17 protein-coding genes are annotated in these 17,150 nt (G+C 43.8%); 14 read left to right on the top strand and 3 right to left on the bottom strand.

Annotation, left to right across the window (positions count from 1 at the left end; genetic code table 11):
- The first annotated feature begins 5 nt into the window (after positions 1 to 5).
- From OC538_RS07340 to paaX, 3 genes are all read left to right on the top strand, one after another.
- Positions 6 to 878 carry a 3-hydroxyacyl-CoA dehydrogenase gene (locus OC538_RS07340; protein ID WP_262174003.1) on the top strand — a complete coding sequence of 291 codons (873 nt, stop codon included), beginning with the start codon at positions 6 to 8 and terminating at the stop codon, positions 876 to 878.
- Positions 875 to 2,080 (top strand): acetyl-CoA C-acyltransferase, encoded by a 1,206-nt coding sequence (locus tag OC538_RS07335; protein ID WP_262174001.1) that lies wholly within the window; start codon positions 875 to 877, stop codon positions 2,078 to 2,080. The genes OC538_RS07340 and OC538_RS07335 overlap by 4 nt, the downstream gene beginning before the upstream one ends.
- A gap of 102 nt (positions 2,081 to 2,182) precedes the next feature.
- Positions 2,183 to 3,043, top strand: a complete 861-nt coding sequence (gene paaX, locus OC538_RS07330; protein WP_262175187.1) for a phenylacetic acid degradation operon negative regulatory protein PaaX — start codon at positions 2,183 to 2,185, stop codon at positions 3,041 to 3,043.
- Positions 3,044 to 3,147: 104 nt separating this feature from the next.
- Here the strand turns inward: paaX and OC538_RS07325 are convergent, their stop codons facing one another.
- Complete coding sequence (locus OC538_RS07325; protein ID WP_251693755.1) at positions 3,148 to 3,675, bottom strand: gamma carbonic anhydrase family protein; 528 nt, start codon at positions 3,673 to 3,675, stop codon at positions 3,148 to 3,150.
- Positions 3,676 to 3,756: 81 nt separating this feature from the next.
- Between OC538_RS07325 and OC538_RS07320 the strand changes: the two genes are divergently transcribed.
- The 10 genes from OC538_RS07320 to OC538_RS07275 all read left to right on the top strand — a co-directional run bounded on the left by OC538_RS07320 (position 3,757) and on the right by OC538_RS07275 (position 14,502).
- Positions 3,757 to 4,722, top strand: coding sequence for an NAD(P)H-dependent flavin oxidoreductase (locus OC538_RS07320; RefSeq protein WP_262173999.1), 966 nt, complete (start codon positions 3,757 to 3,759; stop codon positions 4,720 to 4,722).
- Positions 4,723 to 5,036: 314 nt separating this feature from the next.
- Entirely contained in the window at positions 5,037 to 5,438 is a 402-nt protein-coding gene (locus OC538_RS07315; RefSeq protein ID WP_262173997.1) for a thioesterase family protein, read from the top strand.
- Between the two features lie 51 nt (positions 5,439 to 5,489).
- Positions 5,490 to 6,635 (top strand): Leu/Phe/Val dehydrogenase, encoded by a 1,146-nt coding sequence (locus OC538_RS07310; RefSeq protein ID WP_251693758.1) that lies wholly within the window; start codon positions 5,490 to 5,492, stop codon positions 6,633 to 6,635.
- A gap of 21 nt (positions 6,636 to 6,656) precedes the next feature.
- Positions 6,657 to 7,712, top strand: a complete 1,056-nt coding sequence (gene pdhA, locus OC538_RS07305) for a pyruvate dehydrogenase (acetyl-transferring) E1 component subunit alpha (RefSeq protein WP_251693759.1) — start codon at positions 6,657 to 6,659, stop codon at positions 7,710 to 7,712.
- A 1-nt stretch (position 7,713) separates the two neighbouring features.
- The gene (locus OC538_RS07300) at positions 7,714 to 8,733 is read left to right on the top strand and encodes an alpha-ketoacid dehydrogenase subunit beta (protein ID WP_262173991.1); all 1,020 of its coding nucleotides are present in this window, start codon (positions 7,714 to 7,716) and stop codon (positions 8,731 to 8,733) included.
- Between the two features lie 11 nt (positions 8,734 to 8,744).
- Positions 8,745 to 9,962 (top strand): dihydrolipoamide acetyltransferase family protein, encoded by a 1,218-nt coding sequence (locus OC538_RS07295; RefSeq protein ID WP_251693761.1) that lies wholly within the window; start codon positions 8,745 to 8,747, stop codon positions 9,960 to 9,962.
- A 1-nt stretch (position 9,963) separates the two neighbouring features.
- The gene (gene lpdA, locus OC538_RS07290) at positions 9,964 to 11,409 is read left to right on the top strand and encodes a dihydrolipoyl dehydrogenase (protein WP_262173988.1); all 1,446 of its coding nucleotides are present in this window, start codon (positions 9,964 to 9,966) and stop codon (positions 11,407 to 11,409) included.
- Positions 11,410 to 11,673: 264 nt separating this feature from the next.
- Positions 11,674 to 12,660: an ABC transporter substrate-binding protein gene (locus tag OC538_RS07285; protein ID WP_262173986.1), complete on the top strand. Its 987-nt coding sequence runs from the start codon at positions 11,674 to 11,676 to the stop codon at positions 12,658 to 12,660.
- A gap of 17 nt (positions 12,661 to 12,677) precedes the next feature.
- Positions 12,678 to 13,730, top strand: coding sequence for an ABC transporter permease (locus OC538_RS07280; protein ID WP_251693764.1), 1,053 nt, complete (start codon positions 12,678 to 12,680; stop codon positions 13,728 to 13,730).
- The gene (locus OC538_RS07275) at positions 13,705 to 14,502 is read left to right on the top strand and encodes an ABC transporter ATP-binding protein (RefSeq protein ID WP_251693765.1); all 798 of its coding nucleotides are present in this window, start codon (positions 13,705 to 13,707) and stop codon (positions 14,500 to 14,502) included. The genes OC538_RS07280 and OC538_RS07275 overlap by 26 nt, the downstream gene beginning before the upstream one ends.
- Before the next feature lie 78 nt (positions 14,503 to 14,580).
- Here the strand turns inward: OC538_RS07275 and OC538_RS07270 are convergent, their stop codons facing one another.
- Positions 14,581 to 15,003 carry a general stress protein gene (locus tag OC538_RS07270; RefSeq protein ID WP_251693766.1) on the bottom strand — a complete coding sequence of 141 codons (423 nt, stop codon included), beginning with the start codon at positions 15,001 to 15,003 and terminating at the stop codon, positions 14,581 to 14,583.
- Between the two features lie 151 nt (positions 15,004 to 15,154).
- On the opposite strand from OC538_RS07270, the gene OC538_RS07265 reads away from it, so the two are divergent.
- Positions 15,155 to 15,631 carry a hypothetical protein gene (locus tag OC538_RS07265; protein ID WP_262173982.1) on the top strand — a complete coding sequence of 159 codons (477 nt, stop codon included), beginning with the start codon at positions 15,155 to 15,157 and terminating at the stop codon, positions 15,629 to 15,631.
- Between the two features lie 381 nt (positions 15,632 to 16,012).
- On the opposite strand, the gene OC538_RS07260 is transcribed toward OC538_RS07265, so the two are convergent.
- The gene (locus OC538_RS07260) at positions 16,013 to 17,071 is read right to left on the bottom strand and encodes a YsnF/AvaK domain-containing protein (RefSeq protein ID WP_251693768.1); all 1,059 of its coding nucleotides are present in this window, start codon (positions 17,069 to 17,071) and stop codon (positions 16,013 to 16,015) included.
- Positions 17,072 to 17,150 lie beyond the last annotated feature (79 nt).

Below are 17,150 nucleotides of genomic sequence, written 5' to 3'. Positions count from 1 at the left end.
TACGGATGATTCAGCATATAGTTGTGGTTGGTTCAGGCGTGATGGGTAGAGGAATTGCCTATGTTGGTGTCCTTGGTGGATACACAGTTACACTTGTCGATATAAATGAAACTGCACTACAAAATGCTAAGAGTGAAATTGAAGTTATTTTTGAAAAAGGGCTGAAGTATGGAAAAGTCACAGCGGACGCAGCTGAAAAGGCGCTCCAAAAATTAACCTATGAAAACAATCTGGAAAAAGCAGCAGGAAATGCAGATTTAATCATCGAAGCCGTGCCTGAACTGGCATCTATTAAAAAACAAGTGTTTGAAGAAATAGAACAATATGCTTCAAGAGACTGTTATTTTGCAACAAATACATCGACGATGAGTCCGACAGAAATCGCTTCTTTTGGCAAACGTCCGGATAAAACAATTGCTATGCACTTTTTCAATCCGGTACATAAAATGCCACTTGTTGAAATCGTCCGGGGGTTGGAAACAAGTGATGAGACGGCAGAAGTCATTAGAGAAGTGGCCGTAAATATGGGGAAAGAGACGGTCGTTATTAATGAATTTCCTGGGTTCGTCACAAGCCGAATTAGCGCACTTGTTGGCAATGAAGCATTCTACATGCTGCAAGAAGGACTTGGAACGCCAGAAGAAATTGATAAAGCGATTAAGCTTGGGTTGAACTACCCAATGGGCCCGTTTGAACTCGTCGATTTGGTCGGACTTGATACACGGCTGAATAATTTAAACTACTTACATGAAAAGCTAGGAGAGAAATATCGCCCCGCGCCTCTATTGGAGCAATATGTAAAAGCAGGCCGCCTTGGCCGGAAAAGCGGGAAAGGCGTCTACGACTATACCTCTGGAAAAGAGTTGGTTCCGAAATGATAGAAGTCGTCATAGTGGATGCTGTCCGTACACCAATCGGAAGATATAACGGTGCGTTAAAAGACGTCCGTCCAGATGATCTAGGCGCTGTCGTTATTAAATCGCTCGTCGAACGGAATCCGAGGCTGCCGGTAGGGGAGATCGAAGAAGTAGTCTTAGGAAATGCGAATCAGGCTGGAGAAGATAACCGTAATGTAGCTCGAATGTCCAGTTTACTAGCCGGGCTTCCTGTCGAAGTGGCCGGCACGACGATTAACCGTCTTTGCGGCTCGGGGCTTGACGCTGTTATGTACGCTGCCAGGGCAATCGCAGTTGGTGATGGCGATATTTACATTGCAGGCGGAACAGAAAGCATGACGCGTGCACCCCTAGTCATGGCAAAGCCTGATCTAGCATTTCCGCGCGGCAATATGGAATTACAAGATACAACAATCGGTTGGCGCTTTACAAATAAAAAGCTAAAAGAAATGTATGGTGCAGATACGATGCCACAGACGGCTGAAAACGTCGCACAACGGTATCAAATAACACGAGAAAATCAGGATGTATTTGCTAATGAAAGCCAGCAACGTGCGAAAAAAGCGATAGCAGAAAACCGTTTTGCTGAAGAAATTGTTCCGGTTATTTATCAAGACCGTAAAGGGAACGAAATCATTGTGGATCAGGATGAACATCCGCGACCGGATACAACGCTAGAAAAGCTTGGAAAACTGAAACCGATATTTGAAGGTGGCACCGTAACTGCAGGCAACGCCTCGGGTGTCAATGACGGTGCGTCCGCTTTACTTCTTATGAGTGCAGAGAAAGCGAAAGAACTGAACCTCACCCCCCTTGCGAAATATGTTATCGGGGCAACAGCTGGACTAGAACCAGCCGTCATGGGCCTTGGTCCAGTTTACGCCTCAAGAAAAGCACTTGAACGATCAGGGCTCACTACAAATGACATCGGACTTGTCGAATTAAATGAGGCTTTTGCGTCCCAAGCACTTGCATGTATACACCAGTTAGAATTAGACGATAAAAAAGTGAACGTTAACGGCGGAGCAATCGCTTTCGGCCACCCATTAGGAGCAAGCGGCGCCCGAATCCTAACAACACTTCTCTACGAAATGAAAAGACAGAACGTTAAATACGGACTAGCAACGATGTGTATTGGAGTAGGTCAAGGGATTGCGGCAATCATTGAGAATATAACTGAGTAATAGGTTTTCTTTTATTGATATAACGATATAATGGAAGGCAGGGAATATTATGATACATCTTTAAAAAAGAAAGAGTGAAGTTAATTGGCAAATGCACAATCAATGATTTTTACAATATACGGAGATTATATCCGTCATTATGGCAATAAAATATGGATTGGCAGCCTGATAAGATTAATGAAGGAATTTGGTCATAATGAACAATCAGTTCGTGTTGCTGTTTCCCGAATGATGAAGCAAGGATGGCTTGATTCTGAGAAGAAGGGAAATAAAAGTTATTATTACCTGACACCTCGTGGAGAAACTCGTATGGAAGAAGCGGCCGTCCGTATCTTCAAATTAATGCCGCACGAGTGGGATGGTAAATGGCGTATGCTTATGTATACGATTCCAGAAGAGAAGAGGCAGATCCGTGATGAACTTCGTAAAGAACTACTATGGAGTGGATTTGGCAGTTTTTCAAACGGGTGCTGGATTACACCGAATAATCTCGAAAAAGAAGTGAACCTGCTCATTGATAAATATGACATCCAAGGGCATGCCGATCTATTCCTGTCCGAATATAGAGGACCACAAGCAGACAGAGAACTTGTCGAAAAAAGTTGGCCGCTTCAAGAAATTGATGGGAAATATAAAGAATTCATTTCGACGTATAGTAATAAGTACATCATTCATCAAAGCCTGATGAGTGATGGGCAAATGACGGATGCCGAATGTTTCGTGGAAAGGACAAATCTAGTTCATGAATATCGTAAGTTCCTCTTTGTAGATCCTGGCCTACCGAGAGAGTTGCTGCCGGAAATATGGAACGGCAATCATGCAGCTCATTTGTTTGAACAACATTATAAGTTGCTGGCGCAATCGGCCAGCCGTTTTTTCGAAGAAGTCTTTCAAGAAGATAACGATATGAGGCGAAAAGATAAATCATATGATGCGGATAATCATCCGCTAATTATCGAATAAGATAGGTCTCAAGGCAATTCAAGGCGATGCCGAAAAAGGAGGGATTAATTTTCATCCCTCCTTGGCCATGTTCGTTACTCTAAAACATGGTGCGTCTTTCTATCTTACTTAACTTCTTCGTCTTTAAAAATCTCTCGGTAGTCATATCCTTTTTCAACGTATGAATCTATCGATAGTTGAATAATCTCGAAATCCTTCTCGTTCAGTTCCCGCACTACTTTTCCTGGTGAACCGACAACGAGTGAACGGGGAGGGATTTTCTTACCGGGTGGTATTAGCGTATTTGCACCAATAATGCACTCTTCACCAATTTCTGCATGGTCAAGAATTGTAGATCCCATACCAATAATCGTGCGTTTTCCGACTTTACAACCATGTAAGATAACGTTATGTCCGACCGTAACCTCATCTTCTACAACAACTGGAGCACCTTCATATAGATGGATTGTCGAATTGTCTTGGATGCTACATCTTTTACCTATCGTAATCGGTCCTTCATCTCCCCGCAGTACAGTATTAAACCAGATGGTAGATTCTTCTCCTACTTGAACGTTCCCAATCACTTTCGCTCCAGGAGCAACAAAAACAGTAGGATGCAACTCGGGTTTATCCCCTTTATAAGGCACTAACATATAAATCCCCCTCATTTTAAGTAATCTAAATTGTTATTCTATTGAATCTACTATAACATAATTTTGCGGAGGTGTATAAAAATGAAATATCTATGTGAAAAGTTACAAATTGACTTCCCGATCATCCAAGGAGGTATGGGGAATATAAGCAATGCACAACTCGCTGCTGCTGTTTCTGAAGCAGGGGGACTTGGCACGATTGGATGCGGCACTATGACGCCAGAGGAAGTAGAAACAATAATCCTTGAAACGAAACAGCGAACGAAAAAGAACATTGCGGTTAATATTGCAGTTGGTGTATCCCCTTATGTTGACAAAATGATTGATCTCGTCATTAAACATAAAATTCCAATCGTATCCCTATCGGCAGGAAATCCAGCTCCATATATACCTAAACTTCACAACCATAACGTAACCGTACTTGCAGTCGTAGCTTCAGTGAAGCATGCACAAAAAGCGGAAGCTGCCGGAGCGGATGTATTAGTCGCAGAAGGGTTTGAAGCAGCAGGCATTAACTCCAACTTGGAGCTGACAACATTCGCGTTAATTCCACAAATCGTGAAGCATGTAAATATCCCTGTTCTTGCTGCAGGAGGAATCGGTGACGGTAAAGGATTGGCGGCTGCCCTTTTGTTAGGAGCGAGTGGTGTGCAAATAGGTACTCGTTTAATTGCAACGAAGGAAGCGCCGTTTCATGACAAGTACAAGCAAAATCTTGTGGAAGCAAGTGATACGGAAACGTTAATTATCGGACGAAGCGTTGAACGGCTGAGAAGAGTTCTAAAGACACCTTATACAATGAAACTTAAAGAATACGATAAAGCGGGTATGACACTGGAACAATACGGAGAACTAACGTCAGAAATCCAGCATGTTAAAGGCGCGATCGAAGGTGATATGGAAAACGGATTCTTAAATAGCGGACAGATTGCAGGGTTAATAGAAGACATTCCAACTGTGAAAGAATTGTTGGATAGTATGATGGAAGAAGCGGGAAGTCAGTTGGAGAAATCCACAGAGGAATTTAGAAGAGTAATGAAGAGATAAAGTATATAAAGAGGTTTTTTCCTCTCAGCTTTATTTGACTGCCGCAGCCTTTATGGTTGCGGTTTTTTTTCGGCCTGCCCCGGGCACCAGCTCAGTAGGTTATCCATCAACCTATTCCGAAATTACGGAGTTTTCCAACTATAATATTGACTTTAGTATTACAAGTCGGTAATATTACGTATAAATAGTGTTATATGAATTCGGTTTAGTAAAGCATAAATGTAAGCGCTCTCATTCAGCCGCTTAGTTCGTGATGAATTTGCAGTAACAATAGTAGTTTATAGGTGAGAATCATAGGATACAGGGGGGACGCGATGAAGCAGGGGATGGAAGTTGGCAGATCAGAAACGATTGAAATAATAGTGACTGAAGACATGTTTGCTACGTTTGAAGGCGAAATTGTGCACCCCGTCTATTCAACAGTAGCGATGACTTATCATATGGAATGGGTTTCCCGGAAAATTATTCTTCCCTTTTTGGAAGTACATGAAGAAGGAATGGGGGCGTCTGTTCAGCTACAACATCTAGCACCTTCCCCGCTAGGTTCAAAAGTGACGCTCACCGCAGTGTTAGTCGAATTACGGAATAATGCTGTAGTTACGGAAGTTACCGCGCACAACCACGTAGGGTTAATCGGTCAAGGTATTGTAAAACAAATCATTCTTCCAAAAGAAACGATTGCACAAAAGTTGAGGGATGCTTCGTTATCTTCCTAGGAAGAGATGCTATTTAGTAGGTTGACAGCAAATGCTCAGGGGGCAAAATCTATGAAAATTGAAGAAGAAAGAGTTTCAGTGACAAGTAATTTCGATCTCTTTGAAAAAATGGCCGGGCATGAACAAGTCGTATTCTGTAATGATCCATCGACAGGTTTACGTGCGATTATAGCAATCCACAATACAACACTTGGACCTGCGCTAGGCGGCTGCCGCATGCATCCTTACGAAAGTATGGATGCAGCGCTGGAAGATGTACTTCGTCTATCCAAAGGGATGAGCTACAAATGCGCCGCTGCTGATGTGGATTTTGGCGGCGGAAAGGCGGTCATCATCGGAGATCCCAAAACGGATAAAACGCCCGAATTGTTCCGTGCATTTGGTCAATTCGTAGAAACTCTTGGCGGCCGGTTTTACACCGGTACCGATATGGGAACGACCTTGGAGGATTTCGTCCATTCAATGAAGGAAACGAATTGCATCGTAGGTACTCCTGAAGCTTATGGAGGCGGAGGGGACTCTTCCATTCCGACAGCAGAAGGTGTTCTGTACGGGATAAAAGCGACAAATCTAGAGCTATTCGGAAATGATGAGTTAGGAGGGCATTCTTACGCTGTCCAAGGTTTAGGTAAAGTGGGATTCAAAGTTGCAGTTGGACTACTTGAGGCAGGTGCCCACGTCTATGTAACGGATATTAATGAAAAGAATCTGCTGGCCATCGAAGAAAAAGCGGCCACAACAACCGGTACCGTGAAAGTCGTTGCAAGCGGGGATATTTATTCACAAGAAGCGGAACTATTTGTTCCTTGTGCACTCGGCGGAATTATTAACGACCAGACGATAAATCAGTTCAAAGTAAAAGCGATTGCAGGTTCGGCGAACAATCAGTTACTACATGAAGACCATGGGAAAAAGCTACAAGAGAAAGGCATTCTCTATGCTCCGGATTATATTATCAATTCCGGCGGTCTCATTCATGTGGCGGATGAATTGTACGGCTTCAATCATGAGCGGGTACTGGCAAAAACAAAACATATATATGATGCGATTTTAGAAGTTTACAAGCTGGCGAAAATGAGTGGTACTTGCACAATGGAATCAGCTAATACAATGTGTGAGAAAAAAATGGAAAGTAGAGGTGGGCGGAACAGCTTCTACACCCCATCCATAAAACCGAAGTGGGCGATCCGCAAATAATCGTGAGTGGGGGTACTGTAGTTGAAAAATCACTTTCCCATTAAGAAAGTAATGGACGATGAAGGAGTTTTACTAGATTCATTCTACGAGAAGCAGATTGATGAGCAACTTGTCAGAGATTTTTATTACAACATGGTTCGAATTCGAACATTCGACAGAAAAGCGATTAACTTGCAGCGGCAAGGACGTCTCGGGACATATGCTCCATTCGAAGGGCAGGAAGCTTCACAAGTTGGCAGTGCACTTGCATTAGGAACTGATGATTGGATTTTCCCGACTTATCGCGACCACGGTGCGACGTTGACATACGGTGCTGATATGGTGAGGACCTATTTGTATTGGAATGGTCGAGTTGAAGGGTGTGTCCCTCCGAAAGGGAAGAAAATCTTTCCTCCGGCCGTCCCTATTGCGACGCAGATTCCACATGCAGTAGGAGCTGCATGGGCAGAGAAGAGGAAAGGGACCAGAAATGGATCAATCGCTTACTTTGGTGACGGTGCGACTTCAGAAGGTGATTTTCATGAAGGGCTCAATTTCGCAAGTGTATTCCAAGTGCCTGTCGTCTTTTTCAATCAAAATAATGGTTATGCGATTTCAGTCCCGATGGAAAAACAGATGAATTCTGCAACAATTGCTCAAAAGTCAGTCGCATATGACATTCCCGGGGTTCGACTTGACGGCAATGATTGTTTTGCCGTCTATTTTGAAACGAAAAAGGCATTTGACTATGCGCGGAACGGGAATGGCCCGACGTTGATAGAAGCGGTCACATGGCGGACAGGTGCTCATACGACTGCGGATGATCCATCTAAATATCGCCCTGAAGAACAAGGAAAACATATTGTCGATCCGCTAGTCCGTTTGGAAAAATTCATGCGGAATTATGGCTACTGGGATGAAGAATGGGTCGCAGAAGTAAAAGACAAAACAGCTATTGAAATTGAAGCGGCAGTAGAAGAAATGGAGCGCTTCCCAGCTCCAAACGTCAGAGATCTTTTTGATCATGTCTATGCAGAGCTGCCAGCAGACCTGGCTGCACAAAAAGAGTCCTATCTCGCACAGTTAGGGGGCCAGTGACATGGCGATTGATTTTAAAAAAACAGCCGGGCGTACAGAGACGACTAAACTAATGACGATGATCCAAGCGATCAATAGTGGGATGGAAACAATGCTCGAAGAAGATGAAAGATTAATTCTTATGGGGGAAGACATCGGTAAAAATGGTGGTGTGTTTCGAGCGACCGAGGGGCTTGTGGAGAAATTCGGGGAAGATCGTGTGGTGGATACACCACTCTCAGAAGCTGGTATTATCGGGACGTCCATCGGTCTTGCCGTAAATGGCTTCAGACCAGTGGCGGAAATTCAGTTTCTTGGTTTCATCTACCCTGCATACGAGCAGATTATGACGCATGTTTCTCGTATCCGAATGCGGACGATGGGGAATTTCACGGTACCGATGGTCATCCGTGCACCCTATGGAGCAGGCATTCGAGCCCCAGAAGTCCATTCGGACAGTACAGAATCCTTGTTCACGCATATGCCAGGAATCAAGGTAGTCTGCCCATCAGGACCTTATGATGCAAAGGGTTTATTGATTGCTGCAATGGAAGATCCTGATCCAGTGCTTATGCTGGAACCGATGAGGAATTACCGTGCACAAAGAGAAGATGTACCCGTAGGTAAGTATACAGTTGAAATCGGTAAGGGGAAAATCGTGTGTGAAGGTACCGATGTGACAATCATCGCATGGGGTGCAATGGTTGCAGTGGCAGAAAAAGCAGCCGAGCAGGCAGAGGAAATGGGCATAAGCTGTGAAATTATTGACCTTCGAACGTTGTACCCGATCGACCGTGAAATCATAGCACAATCCATACAGAAAACGACAAGGGCGGTCATCGTCCACGAAGCACATTCAACTGGAGGACTCGGCAACGATATCGTTTCAATTATTAATGACACCTCTTTCCTTTATTTGCGTGCTCCGATTGAACGGGTGACAGGGTTTGATGTGCCAGTTCCGTTGTTTGCGCTAGAAAATCATTATCTTCCAACACCTGCACGGGTCGTAAAAGGGATTGAAAAAGTTGTCCATTTTTAGGGGGGAATGAAGTGCTAGACGTAAAATTGCACGATATCGGTGAAGGGATGACGGAAGGAGAGATTCTCCAATACCTTGTACAGGTCGGGGATCAAGTAGCGGTCGACCAACCGCTTGTTGAAGTACAAACTGACAAAGTAGTAGCAGAACTTCCTTCGCCTTGCTCCGGGATTGTGAAGGAAATCATAATTGAAACGGGCGAAACCGTCCAAGTTGGAACTAGCCTTCTTTCCATTGAGGAGGAATTCAGTGCGGAAATCGGGAATAAGCCACTACCTAAAAGAGAAGCAACGAACGAAGTTGCGGCGACTGTCAGTGAAAAAGTGGTGAAACCTTCGCCAACTCCATTTAGACGTGTATTAGCTGCACCTTACACACGTAAAATCGCACGTGAAAACAACATTAACATTGAGGATGTCCCATCTAGTGATCCTTCAGGACGAGTGACTGAGGAAGATATCTACCGTTTTATAGAAGGGAAACAGGCTGTCATGGAACCAATTATTGAAGTACAGCCTGTATCGTCATATGAAAACCCTCCCCATGAACTCCCTTTCAGAGGAATCCGAAAACAGATTGCTAAGAAAATGACACAATCCTATTTTACAATTCCGCATGTAACGCATTTCGATGAGGTGAACATGACGAGATTAATTAACATGCGTGATGAACTGAAAATGGCGGGGGAATCAGTGTCTCTGTCCGCATTTTTCATTAAAGCGCTCACGATTGCATTGAAGGAATTTCCGATTTTCAACGCGGAGCTTGATGAGGATAACGATCGTATTTTGCTCAAGAAAAATTATCATATCGGCATCGCGACGAACACGGATAATGGACTGCTAGTTCCTGTCGTTCATGATGCGGATAAAAAAACAATTAAAGAGATTCATCGGGTGATTAAAGATTTGACCGAAAAAGCCATCACTGGGAGATTGAAACCGTCTGAAATGCAAAACAGTACGTTTACGATGAGCAATGTCGGTCCACTTGGCAGTACGGGTGCAACACCAATGATTAACCACCCTGAGACGGCGATCATTGCATTCCATAAAACAAAAAAACAACCCATTGTCAACGAGCATGATGAAATCGTTATCGGTCATGTTATGACACTGTCCATGTCATTCGATCATCGCGTTGCAGATGGAGCAACGGCCGTTGCATTTACAAACCGCTTTTCCGGTTTACTTGAACAGCCACATAATTTGTTGTTGGAGATGATATGACATGGTTGTGGGGGAAATCAGTCAACAAAGAAACCTCGTTATTATAGGCGGCGGGCCGGGTGGCTACACTGCCGCAATACGAGCGGCTCAATTAGGGCTTACCGTCACGTTGGTTGAACAGAGCAGCATGGGCGGCATCTGTTTGAACGAAGGGTGCATACCGTCTAAAATTTTTACACATGCGGCAGGGAAACGCTCTGAAACAGTTCATTTGAGAGAGATTGGAATTGGCGAAGGCGAGGACACGTTCAATTTACAAACGTTGCAATCCTATAAAACAAAGGTAATCGATGGGCTCAGAGCCGGCGTTGAACGTCTATGCCAGGAAAATAAAATTGAAATCATCCGTGGGAAAGCTACATTCACCTCTGTAGATAGAATCGGCGTAGAAAATGGGCATCAGTTCGACATTTATGAATTTAAACAAGCAATCATAGCAACTGGAAGTTCGCAGGTCCTGCCATCTATTTTGAAGGAAAAAGGAAATCGGATTCTGCTGTCCCGGGAGGTCTTCGAGCTTGAAGAAGTGCCGGAACATCTACTTGTGCTAGGACACGACACAATTGCACTTGAAGTGGCTTCCAGCTATGCAGCCTTTGGAGCGAAGGTCAGTATTCTTCTACCGGGAAATACTGGCCTTCCATTTGATGAATCAGTCAATAAAGAACTGTTGCGGATTTGTAAAAAGAGGAAAATAAACGTCGTCAAAGATGCAGATATAGTTACTGTAACTGAGCAGGATAACGGAATTACAATTGTATGTAAGACCGGGAAGGACGTGCATGAAACAATACATGGGTCGGATCTATTCATTTCCGAAGGAAGGAAACCAAATCTGGCTCCGTTAGGCATCAACCGCTTCGGAATTGAATTGACAGCTGAAGGTTTCGTCAAAGTGGACGGGAATATGCAATCGTCAATCCCATCCATTTATGCGATTGGTGATGTGACGGAAGGGCCGCTTCTTGCGGTTAAGGCAATCAAACAGGGGAAAGTGGCCGCCGAAGCAATTGCCGGAGGAAAACCGGAAGCTGATCTTACTTTCTTGCCAATTGTAGCTCATACACTACCGCCAGTTGCTTCCGTCGGTCTTACGGAGAAACAAGCACGTGATTTTGAAATCGATGTTCGCGTCAGTCAATTTGTACTTGGAGGGAATGGCTATGCGGCAATCACCGGCAAAAAAGACGGATTTGTCAAAGTGATTTCTGATTCAACGACAGATCTCGTAGTGGGGATTCATATGATAGGGGATGGAGCCATTGAAATGTCGGGCTCTTTTGTCCAGTTGTTGGAGATGGCGGCGAAAGAAGAAGATATAACATTTCCGACGTATGCACATCCGAGCTACAATGAAGGGCTGCTAGAAGCGGTGGAAGGATTAATCGGACAGGCGATTCATGCTGCCCCAGCCAAGAGAATACCACAAGATTTGTCAAGAAAGTGAAGGAGGGGCGGAGTGGCACGCTTTGTTCATAAAATGGACTCTGTGTACGCTCTGAAAGGGTAATGAAAAATTTAACTGTTTCAAATGATGGGATAATCATGTATTATATTCTGTAATATATAGCTTTACAAGTTGAAATATTCAGTCTAGTTAACCTTGGAGCAAAGGATGTCAGCCGCTTGGAAGACGTCTAGCGTGAAATGGTTTTAGACACTCGTTTGTTCAACTTGTATAGCGATGTAATTGATAATAGGGGGAGAAAGAATGAAGAGAAAATGGAACAAAGCGTTGGCTGCGATTTTTGGTGCTACCCTGCTTCTTTCAGCATGCGGCACCTCATCAGGGGGAAGTACGACCACTGCTGAAAAAGAAAAGACCTATAAAATCGGTGTCACGCAAATTGTCGAACACCCATCCTTGAACGCAGCATACGACGGCTTCAAGAAGGCGCTTGAAGATGCAGGAGTTAAAGCTGAATATGATGTTCAAATTGCTCAGGGAGATAACAGTGCAAATACGACAATTGCTACTAACCTCGTAAGTTCCGGAGTTGATTTGATCTTTGCAAATTCGACGCCCAGTGCACAAGCTGTAGCAGGCGCAACGCCAGACATTCCGATTGTTTTCACTTCGGTAACGGATGCTGTCGGCGCTGAACTCGTTGACTCAATGGAGAGTCCGGGCGGGAACGTAACGGGTACGATTGATAATCATCCCGATGCAATTCCGAATACAATGAAGTTCCTTAAAGAGGAATTGGGTGCAAAAAAGGTCGGCATGGTATTCAACTCTGGAGAGGCAAACTCCCGTGCCCAAGTGGATGCAGTAAAAGCAATGCTGAAAGACATGGATATGACTGTTGTTGAGGCATCTGTTGCTACGTCCGCAGATGTAAAGCAAGCGACAGAATCATTGATTGGCAAAGTCGATTCTTTATACATCATTACGGATAATACAGTTGTATCTGCACTAGAATCAGTCGTTCAAGTAGCCAATGAACAAAAACTACCAATGATGGTCGGAGAATTTGACTCTGTAAAACGTGGCGGTTTGGCTGCATATGGATTTGAGTATTATGACATCGGCTATGAAGCGGGTCAAATGGCTGCGAAAATATTAAAAGGTGAAAGCAAACCTGCTGATTTACCTGTCCAAGTTCCACAAAACTTGAAACTGATCATGAACGAAGATACAGCAACAGCATTGGGACTCTCCATTAAAGATGAGTGGAAAGTCGAATTTAGTGAATAAGTAGGAGATGATTCTTTATGTTTGCATCACTTTTTGGCGCTTTTGAACAAGGAATCATCTTTGCAATCATGGCACTCGGAGTGTATTTATCATTTCGAGTGCTGGATTTCCCGGATCTGACGGTGGATGGAAGTTTTGTCTCGGGAGCTGCAGTTGCTGCTACCATGATACTATTCGGCTATCATCCAGCCATTGCAACGGCAGTAGCACTTATCGTCGGTTTCATGGCAGGCTGTGTAACGGGACTACTGCATACAAAAGGAAAGATTAATGCGCTGCTTGCCGGGATCTTAATGATGATTGCTTTGTATTCCATTAATTTGCGCATTATGGGCCTTACAACTGAAAATTCTATTGGTCGCCCTAATATACCTTTGTTAAATGCGGAGACGCTATTTAGTAAATTTAAAGCGTTTCTAGCTCCACTGGGCATTGACAATGCACTCAATCAATTACTTAGTATGATGGGTGTCCGCTATTTACCTTCTACTTGGGCAACATTATTCATCGTGGCAATCATCGTTATAATCATTAAATTCATTGTAGATTGGTTCTTGAAAACAGAAGTGGGACTAGCGATTCGTGCAACCGGAGACAATAAAAAAATGATAAGGAGCTTATCAGCAAACACGGATACACTCGTCATCATTGGGCTTGGTTTCTCGAATGCGCTTGTCGCCTTTTCAGGGGCGTTATTCGCGCAATACACAAAGTCTGCCGATATTAGCATGGGAATCGGAATGATTATCATCGGTTTAGCCTCTGTCATTATTGGTGAAGCAATCTTTGGAACCAAGACAATTGTGCGAACAACGTTAGCGGTTATTGTAGGAGCAATCATTTATAGGATTGTACTAGCGCTTGCGCTGCGGGTTGATTTTCTTGATACAGGAGATATGAAGTTAATTACAGCAGCAATTGTCATCTGCGCTTTGATTTTACCTCAGTATTTTGAAAAACGGCGTGAAAAGGCGAGAAAAGCGAGGCGTCACGAAGAACGTTTGGCCGAACGCAATTTTTCTCTCAACAAGGAGGGGAATGCAATTGTTGAAGCTCGAACAAATAAATAAAATCTTCAATGAAGCAACTCCTGATGAAAAGATTGCGTTAGATGAAATCAATCTCGAGTTGAAATCCGGTGATTTTGTGACCGTAATCGGAAGCAATGGTGCTGGAAAATCGACAATGTTAAATATGATTTCCGGAGCCCTTACCCCTGACTTCGGGAATATTGAAATTGCGGGTAAAGAAGTTACAAAATTGCCGGAGTATGTCCGTTCACGAATGATCGGAAGGGTTTTCCAAGATCCGATGGCAGGTACTGCCCCTTCGATGACCATTGAAGAGAACCTGGCAATGGCGTATTCACGGGATAAAAAACGAGTGTTGCGGAGAGGTGTTGATAAAAAACGCCGGGAATATTTCCGCAGCTCGCTTGAAACATTGCATTTGAATTTAGAGAATAGGTTGAATGCAAAAGTAGGCATGTTATCTGGTGGAGAGCGTCAGGCGCTATCTTTGCTAATGGCGACATTCACCCAGCCGTCGATTCTGCTGCTAGATGAGCATACAGCCGCTCTAGACCCATCCCGTGCAGAATTGATTACAAATTTAACAAAACAACTTGTTGAAAAAGATCAATTAACAACGCTGATGATTACACATAATATGCAACAGGCACTGGACCTCGGGAACAGACTGATTATGATGGATAAAGGCCAGATAATATTGGAAGTGGGAGCCGAAGATAAGAAGGGACTCACAATTGATAAACTGATGTCTGAATTCCAACGCATTCGCGGTGAAAAATTAACGAGTGATAAAGCCTTACTAGTAGTTTGATTAACTAGTTCACGAAACTAATAAGGGGCGTCACAGAAAGTCAGATTTCATGGACTTTCCGGGATGCCCCTTTTTGCATCAGCTATCAGGACTTGCCTCGGTTTCATCCAATGGAATCGGTTTGTAGCCTTCATATTGTCTTTCAACCGCAATCGGCTCATTGTTGTGTTCTTTTTTCAGCTGCCCGTTGATATAAAGCAGCAAAGCGCCTTCCTGAACAGCATCGAAATACCGTTTCGCTTCGTTGTCGGAGAAACCGGCGTCCTTCAGCAAGCGACGTACGTTATGTTCGCCGGCAAGAAACCCCATGAAGTGATTGAAAAGGTTATACGGTGAGTCCTCACCTTCTTTCAGCGCATTGCTCCGCAGTTCGTCAATTGCCAAGTCATCCTTCATGACAATATACAAATCCTCTTCCTCCACACCTTCATGCTTCAACTCCACTATTTTAGACATCAATCGCTCGCTGTTCGGGAATGATCCGATGAATGTTTTATTCATATTGTTCCTCCTCTACTGTCTTTGTCTTCGGAAAATACCCTTGTTGGCGGAAAAGGAAACAAATATGATAATCCTTTCAAGTTAAAATGCGAACAATAGGCGGTCCTGACGACATAGTATAGGAGAAAGACTCGGTAGAGGAGCTTGCAATTTGGATAGTTCGAAGATTCATCATAGTGATAAGCCGACCGCTTTTCCGGCGAATCAAGATCGATTCGTCTGGAATCCGCATATGGAATTCATCAAGAGCCAAAGTGCGGTCAATGCGCAGCTTTTGACTGCGGTCGAAAAGTTGGAAAAAGTTTGTTGCAAAATATTAGATATTGTTTCTAACCAACAGCATGTCCATCGGAACCGCTATCTTCATTTGCGGGACAGGATTTGGGAAGTTCATGAAAAGTTGAGATCAGAATCAATCAGGCAGGAAGCCATACGTGAAGAGATCGGGAAACAAGGGCAAGCCGTTTTCCGCTTGCGCAAAAGCTTTCAAAACCACCGGATGTCGATGCGCCAATTCACGATCCACCAATACGATGATCTGCATGATGTGCTAGACATGCTCGAGCGGATTAATGCGAACCATGAGCAGATACTTGCAAACCAACAGTTCAATTCGGGCGACGAGTGAATCGTCCCCGAGTTGAACTTATTTTATGGTTCCCCCTCCAATTGTCTCGATTTCGAGAATTAATTAAGGACAACCAAGCACACGTCCTATATGTCGAGAAATTATAGTAATACAGTATAAGGACCCTTGAAAAACAGATGGGATTTGATAACGTCAAGGAGGTGAACAAGCCATTAGTTACACATCTGGTAAAAAATATTATAGAGAATCGGGCAGAGACAGCATCCTTGCCAATTTAATCCCTTCATCAAGCGGTCGAAAACGTAGTAACTACGCATCATCTCAACACGAAAAAGTGTCTCACCCCAAATTTAGACACTTTTAACACAGAAAAACCCGCAGAGTATTTCCACCTCTGCGGGTCCATATTGCTCCGCTTACTTAAAAGCGTTCGTCATCCCATTTCTTGCGCATCGTAAGCTCATCGACAAATTCATCTTGTACATCAACTTCACCTGATTGCTCAAAATGAGCTTCTTCGCGTCTAATGGTTTCATTTACTGATTCTGTATCTGCGACTTGTCGTTTTCCAACGACGATTTCCTCCGTAACATACGGCTTTTTAGTCACTTCCAAGCGTTCCTCAGTTATCGGGACGCGGATCGTTTCTTCATCCTGCATCATTTTGAATTCATCAACATCCGATTCGTACTCATTGACAGGACGGCGTTCAACGTAAACTTCTTCACGCATTACAGGGACATCGAAGGACTGTTCTTCTTCAACGACGTCCTTGTGAAGTGTGACTTCGCCTCTTTCGACCTCTTCTTTGTCCACGCTGAGTCGCTCTTCACGCAAGCGCATTTTTTCCTCTTGCATCTTCCTATCGAATTGACTCGTTTCATTTAAGTTGTTCGTATATCCATACGCGCTGTTCGGAGGTGTTTCATAGTCAGACTGGCTGCGCAGCGCTTCACCACCGACTCTCCCGAAAGTATCATTGGATCCTTCGTATAAATTGGAATCTTGGAATGCTGCAGATGTTGCATCATAGTGAGATCGATTCAATTCATTTTCCTCAAACTCGGAAACGCGGTTTGCGCCTAAGTTCGGATCGACGCCAACATCAGCAACGCCGAATCGTTCGCTACTATTCGTATGAAGTCGATTTAATTCGCCTTCATCGACATACAGTAGCTTCCCGCCATTTTGGATTTCAGTATAATAATTGTCCATGTCGCCATCAGCGACGCCGGCTTCATGCAACATGCTGCGGACATGATTTTCACCGGTCAGGAAATTCATGAAACGGTCAAACCATGATTCCGGGGCCGTCTGTACATCCCCGTATTTCATTCCTTGGAACATCGTCACATCTGAATCATCTTGCGCAATGACATAGATATTTTCTCCATCGATTCCTTGAGTTTTCAAGTCATCTATTTTCGTCATCAATTCCGAGTCGTTGTGATACATACCGATAAATTTTTTATCATTCATGTTATATCTCTCCTTCTCTATAATTGATGGTACAGTCTTTTAAATACCCATTCTGACAGGATGGAAACTTCCCTGAATG

Origin of the sequence: Saccharococcus sp. Marseille-Q5394, assembly GCF_946901335.1 — a bacterium.
Lineage (GTDB): Bacteria > Bacillota > Bacilli > Bacillales_A > Planococcaceae > Sporosarcina > Sporosarcina luteola_C.
This window is presented reverse-complemented; position numbering and strand designations above follow the sequence as displayed.

What these genes read in the sequence shown, in the direction of transcription:
- OC538_RS07340 (WP_262174003.1), top strand. Translation starts at nt 6, where the DNA reads ATGATTCAGCATATAGTTGTGGTTGGTTCAGGCGTGATGGGTAGAGGA.
- OC538_RS07335 (WP_262174001.1), top strand. Translation starts at nt 875, where the DNA reads ATGATAGAAGTCGTCATAGTGGATGCTGTCCGTACACCAATCGGAAGA.
- paaX (WP_262175187.1), top strand. Translation starts at nt 2,183, where the DNA reads ATGATTTTTACAATATACGGAGATTATATCCGTCATTATGGCAATAAA.
- OC538_RS07325 (WP_251693755.1), bottom strand. Translation starts at nt 3,675, where the DNA reads ATGTTAGTGCCTTATAAAGGGGATAAACCCGAGTTGCATCCTACTGTT.
- OC538_RS07320 (WP_262173999.1), top strand. Translation starts at nt 3,757, where the DNA reads ATGAAATATCTATGTGAAAAGTTACAAATTGACTTCCCGATCATCCAA.
- OC538_RS07315 (WP_262173997.1), top strand. Translation starts at nt 5,037, where the DNA reads ATGAAGCAGGGGATGGAAGTTGGCAGATCAGAAACGATTGAAATAATA.
- OC538_RS07310 (WP_251693758.1), top strand. Translation starts at nt 5,490, where the DNA reads ATGAAAATTGAAGAAGAAAGAGTTTCAGTGACAAGTAATTTCGATCTC.
- OC538_RS07300 (WP_262173991.1), top strand. Translation starts at nt 7,714, where the DNA reads ATGGCGATTGATTTTAAAAAAACAGCCGGGCGTACAGAGACGACTAAA.
- lpdA (WP_262173988.1), top strand. Translation starts at nt 9,964, where the DNA reads ATGGTTGTGGGGGAAATCAGTCAACAAAGAAACCTCGTTATTATAGGC.
- OC538_RS07285 (WP_262173986.1), top strand. Translation starts at nt 11,674, where the DNA reads ATGAAGAGAAAATGGAACAAAGCGTTGGCTGCGATTTTTGGTGCTACC.
- OC538_RS07280 (WP_251693764.1), top strand. Translation starts at nt 12,678, where the DNA reads ATGTTTGCATCACTTTTTGGCGCTTTTGAACAAGGAATCATCTTTGCA.
- OC538_RS07270 (WP_251693766.1), bottom strand. Translation starts at nt 15,003, where the DNA reads ATGAATAAAACATTCATCGGATCATTCCCGAACAGCGAGCGATTGATG.
- OC538_RS07260 (WP_251693768.1), bottom strand. Translation starts at nt 17,071, where the DNA reads ATGAATGATAAAAAATTTATCGGTATGTATCACAACGACTCGGAATTG.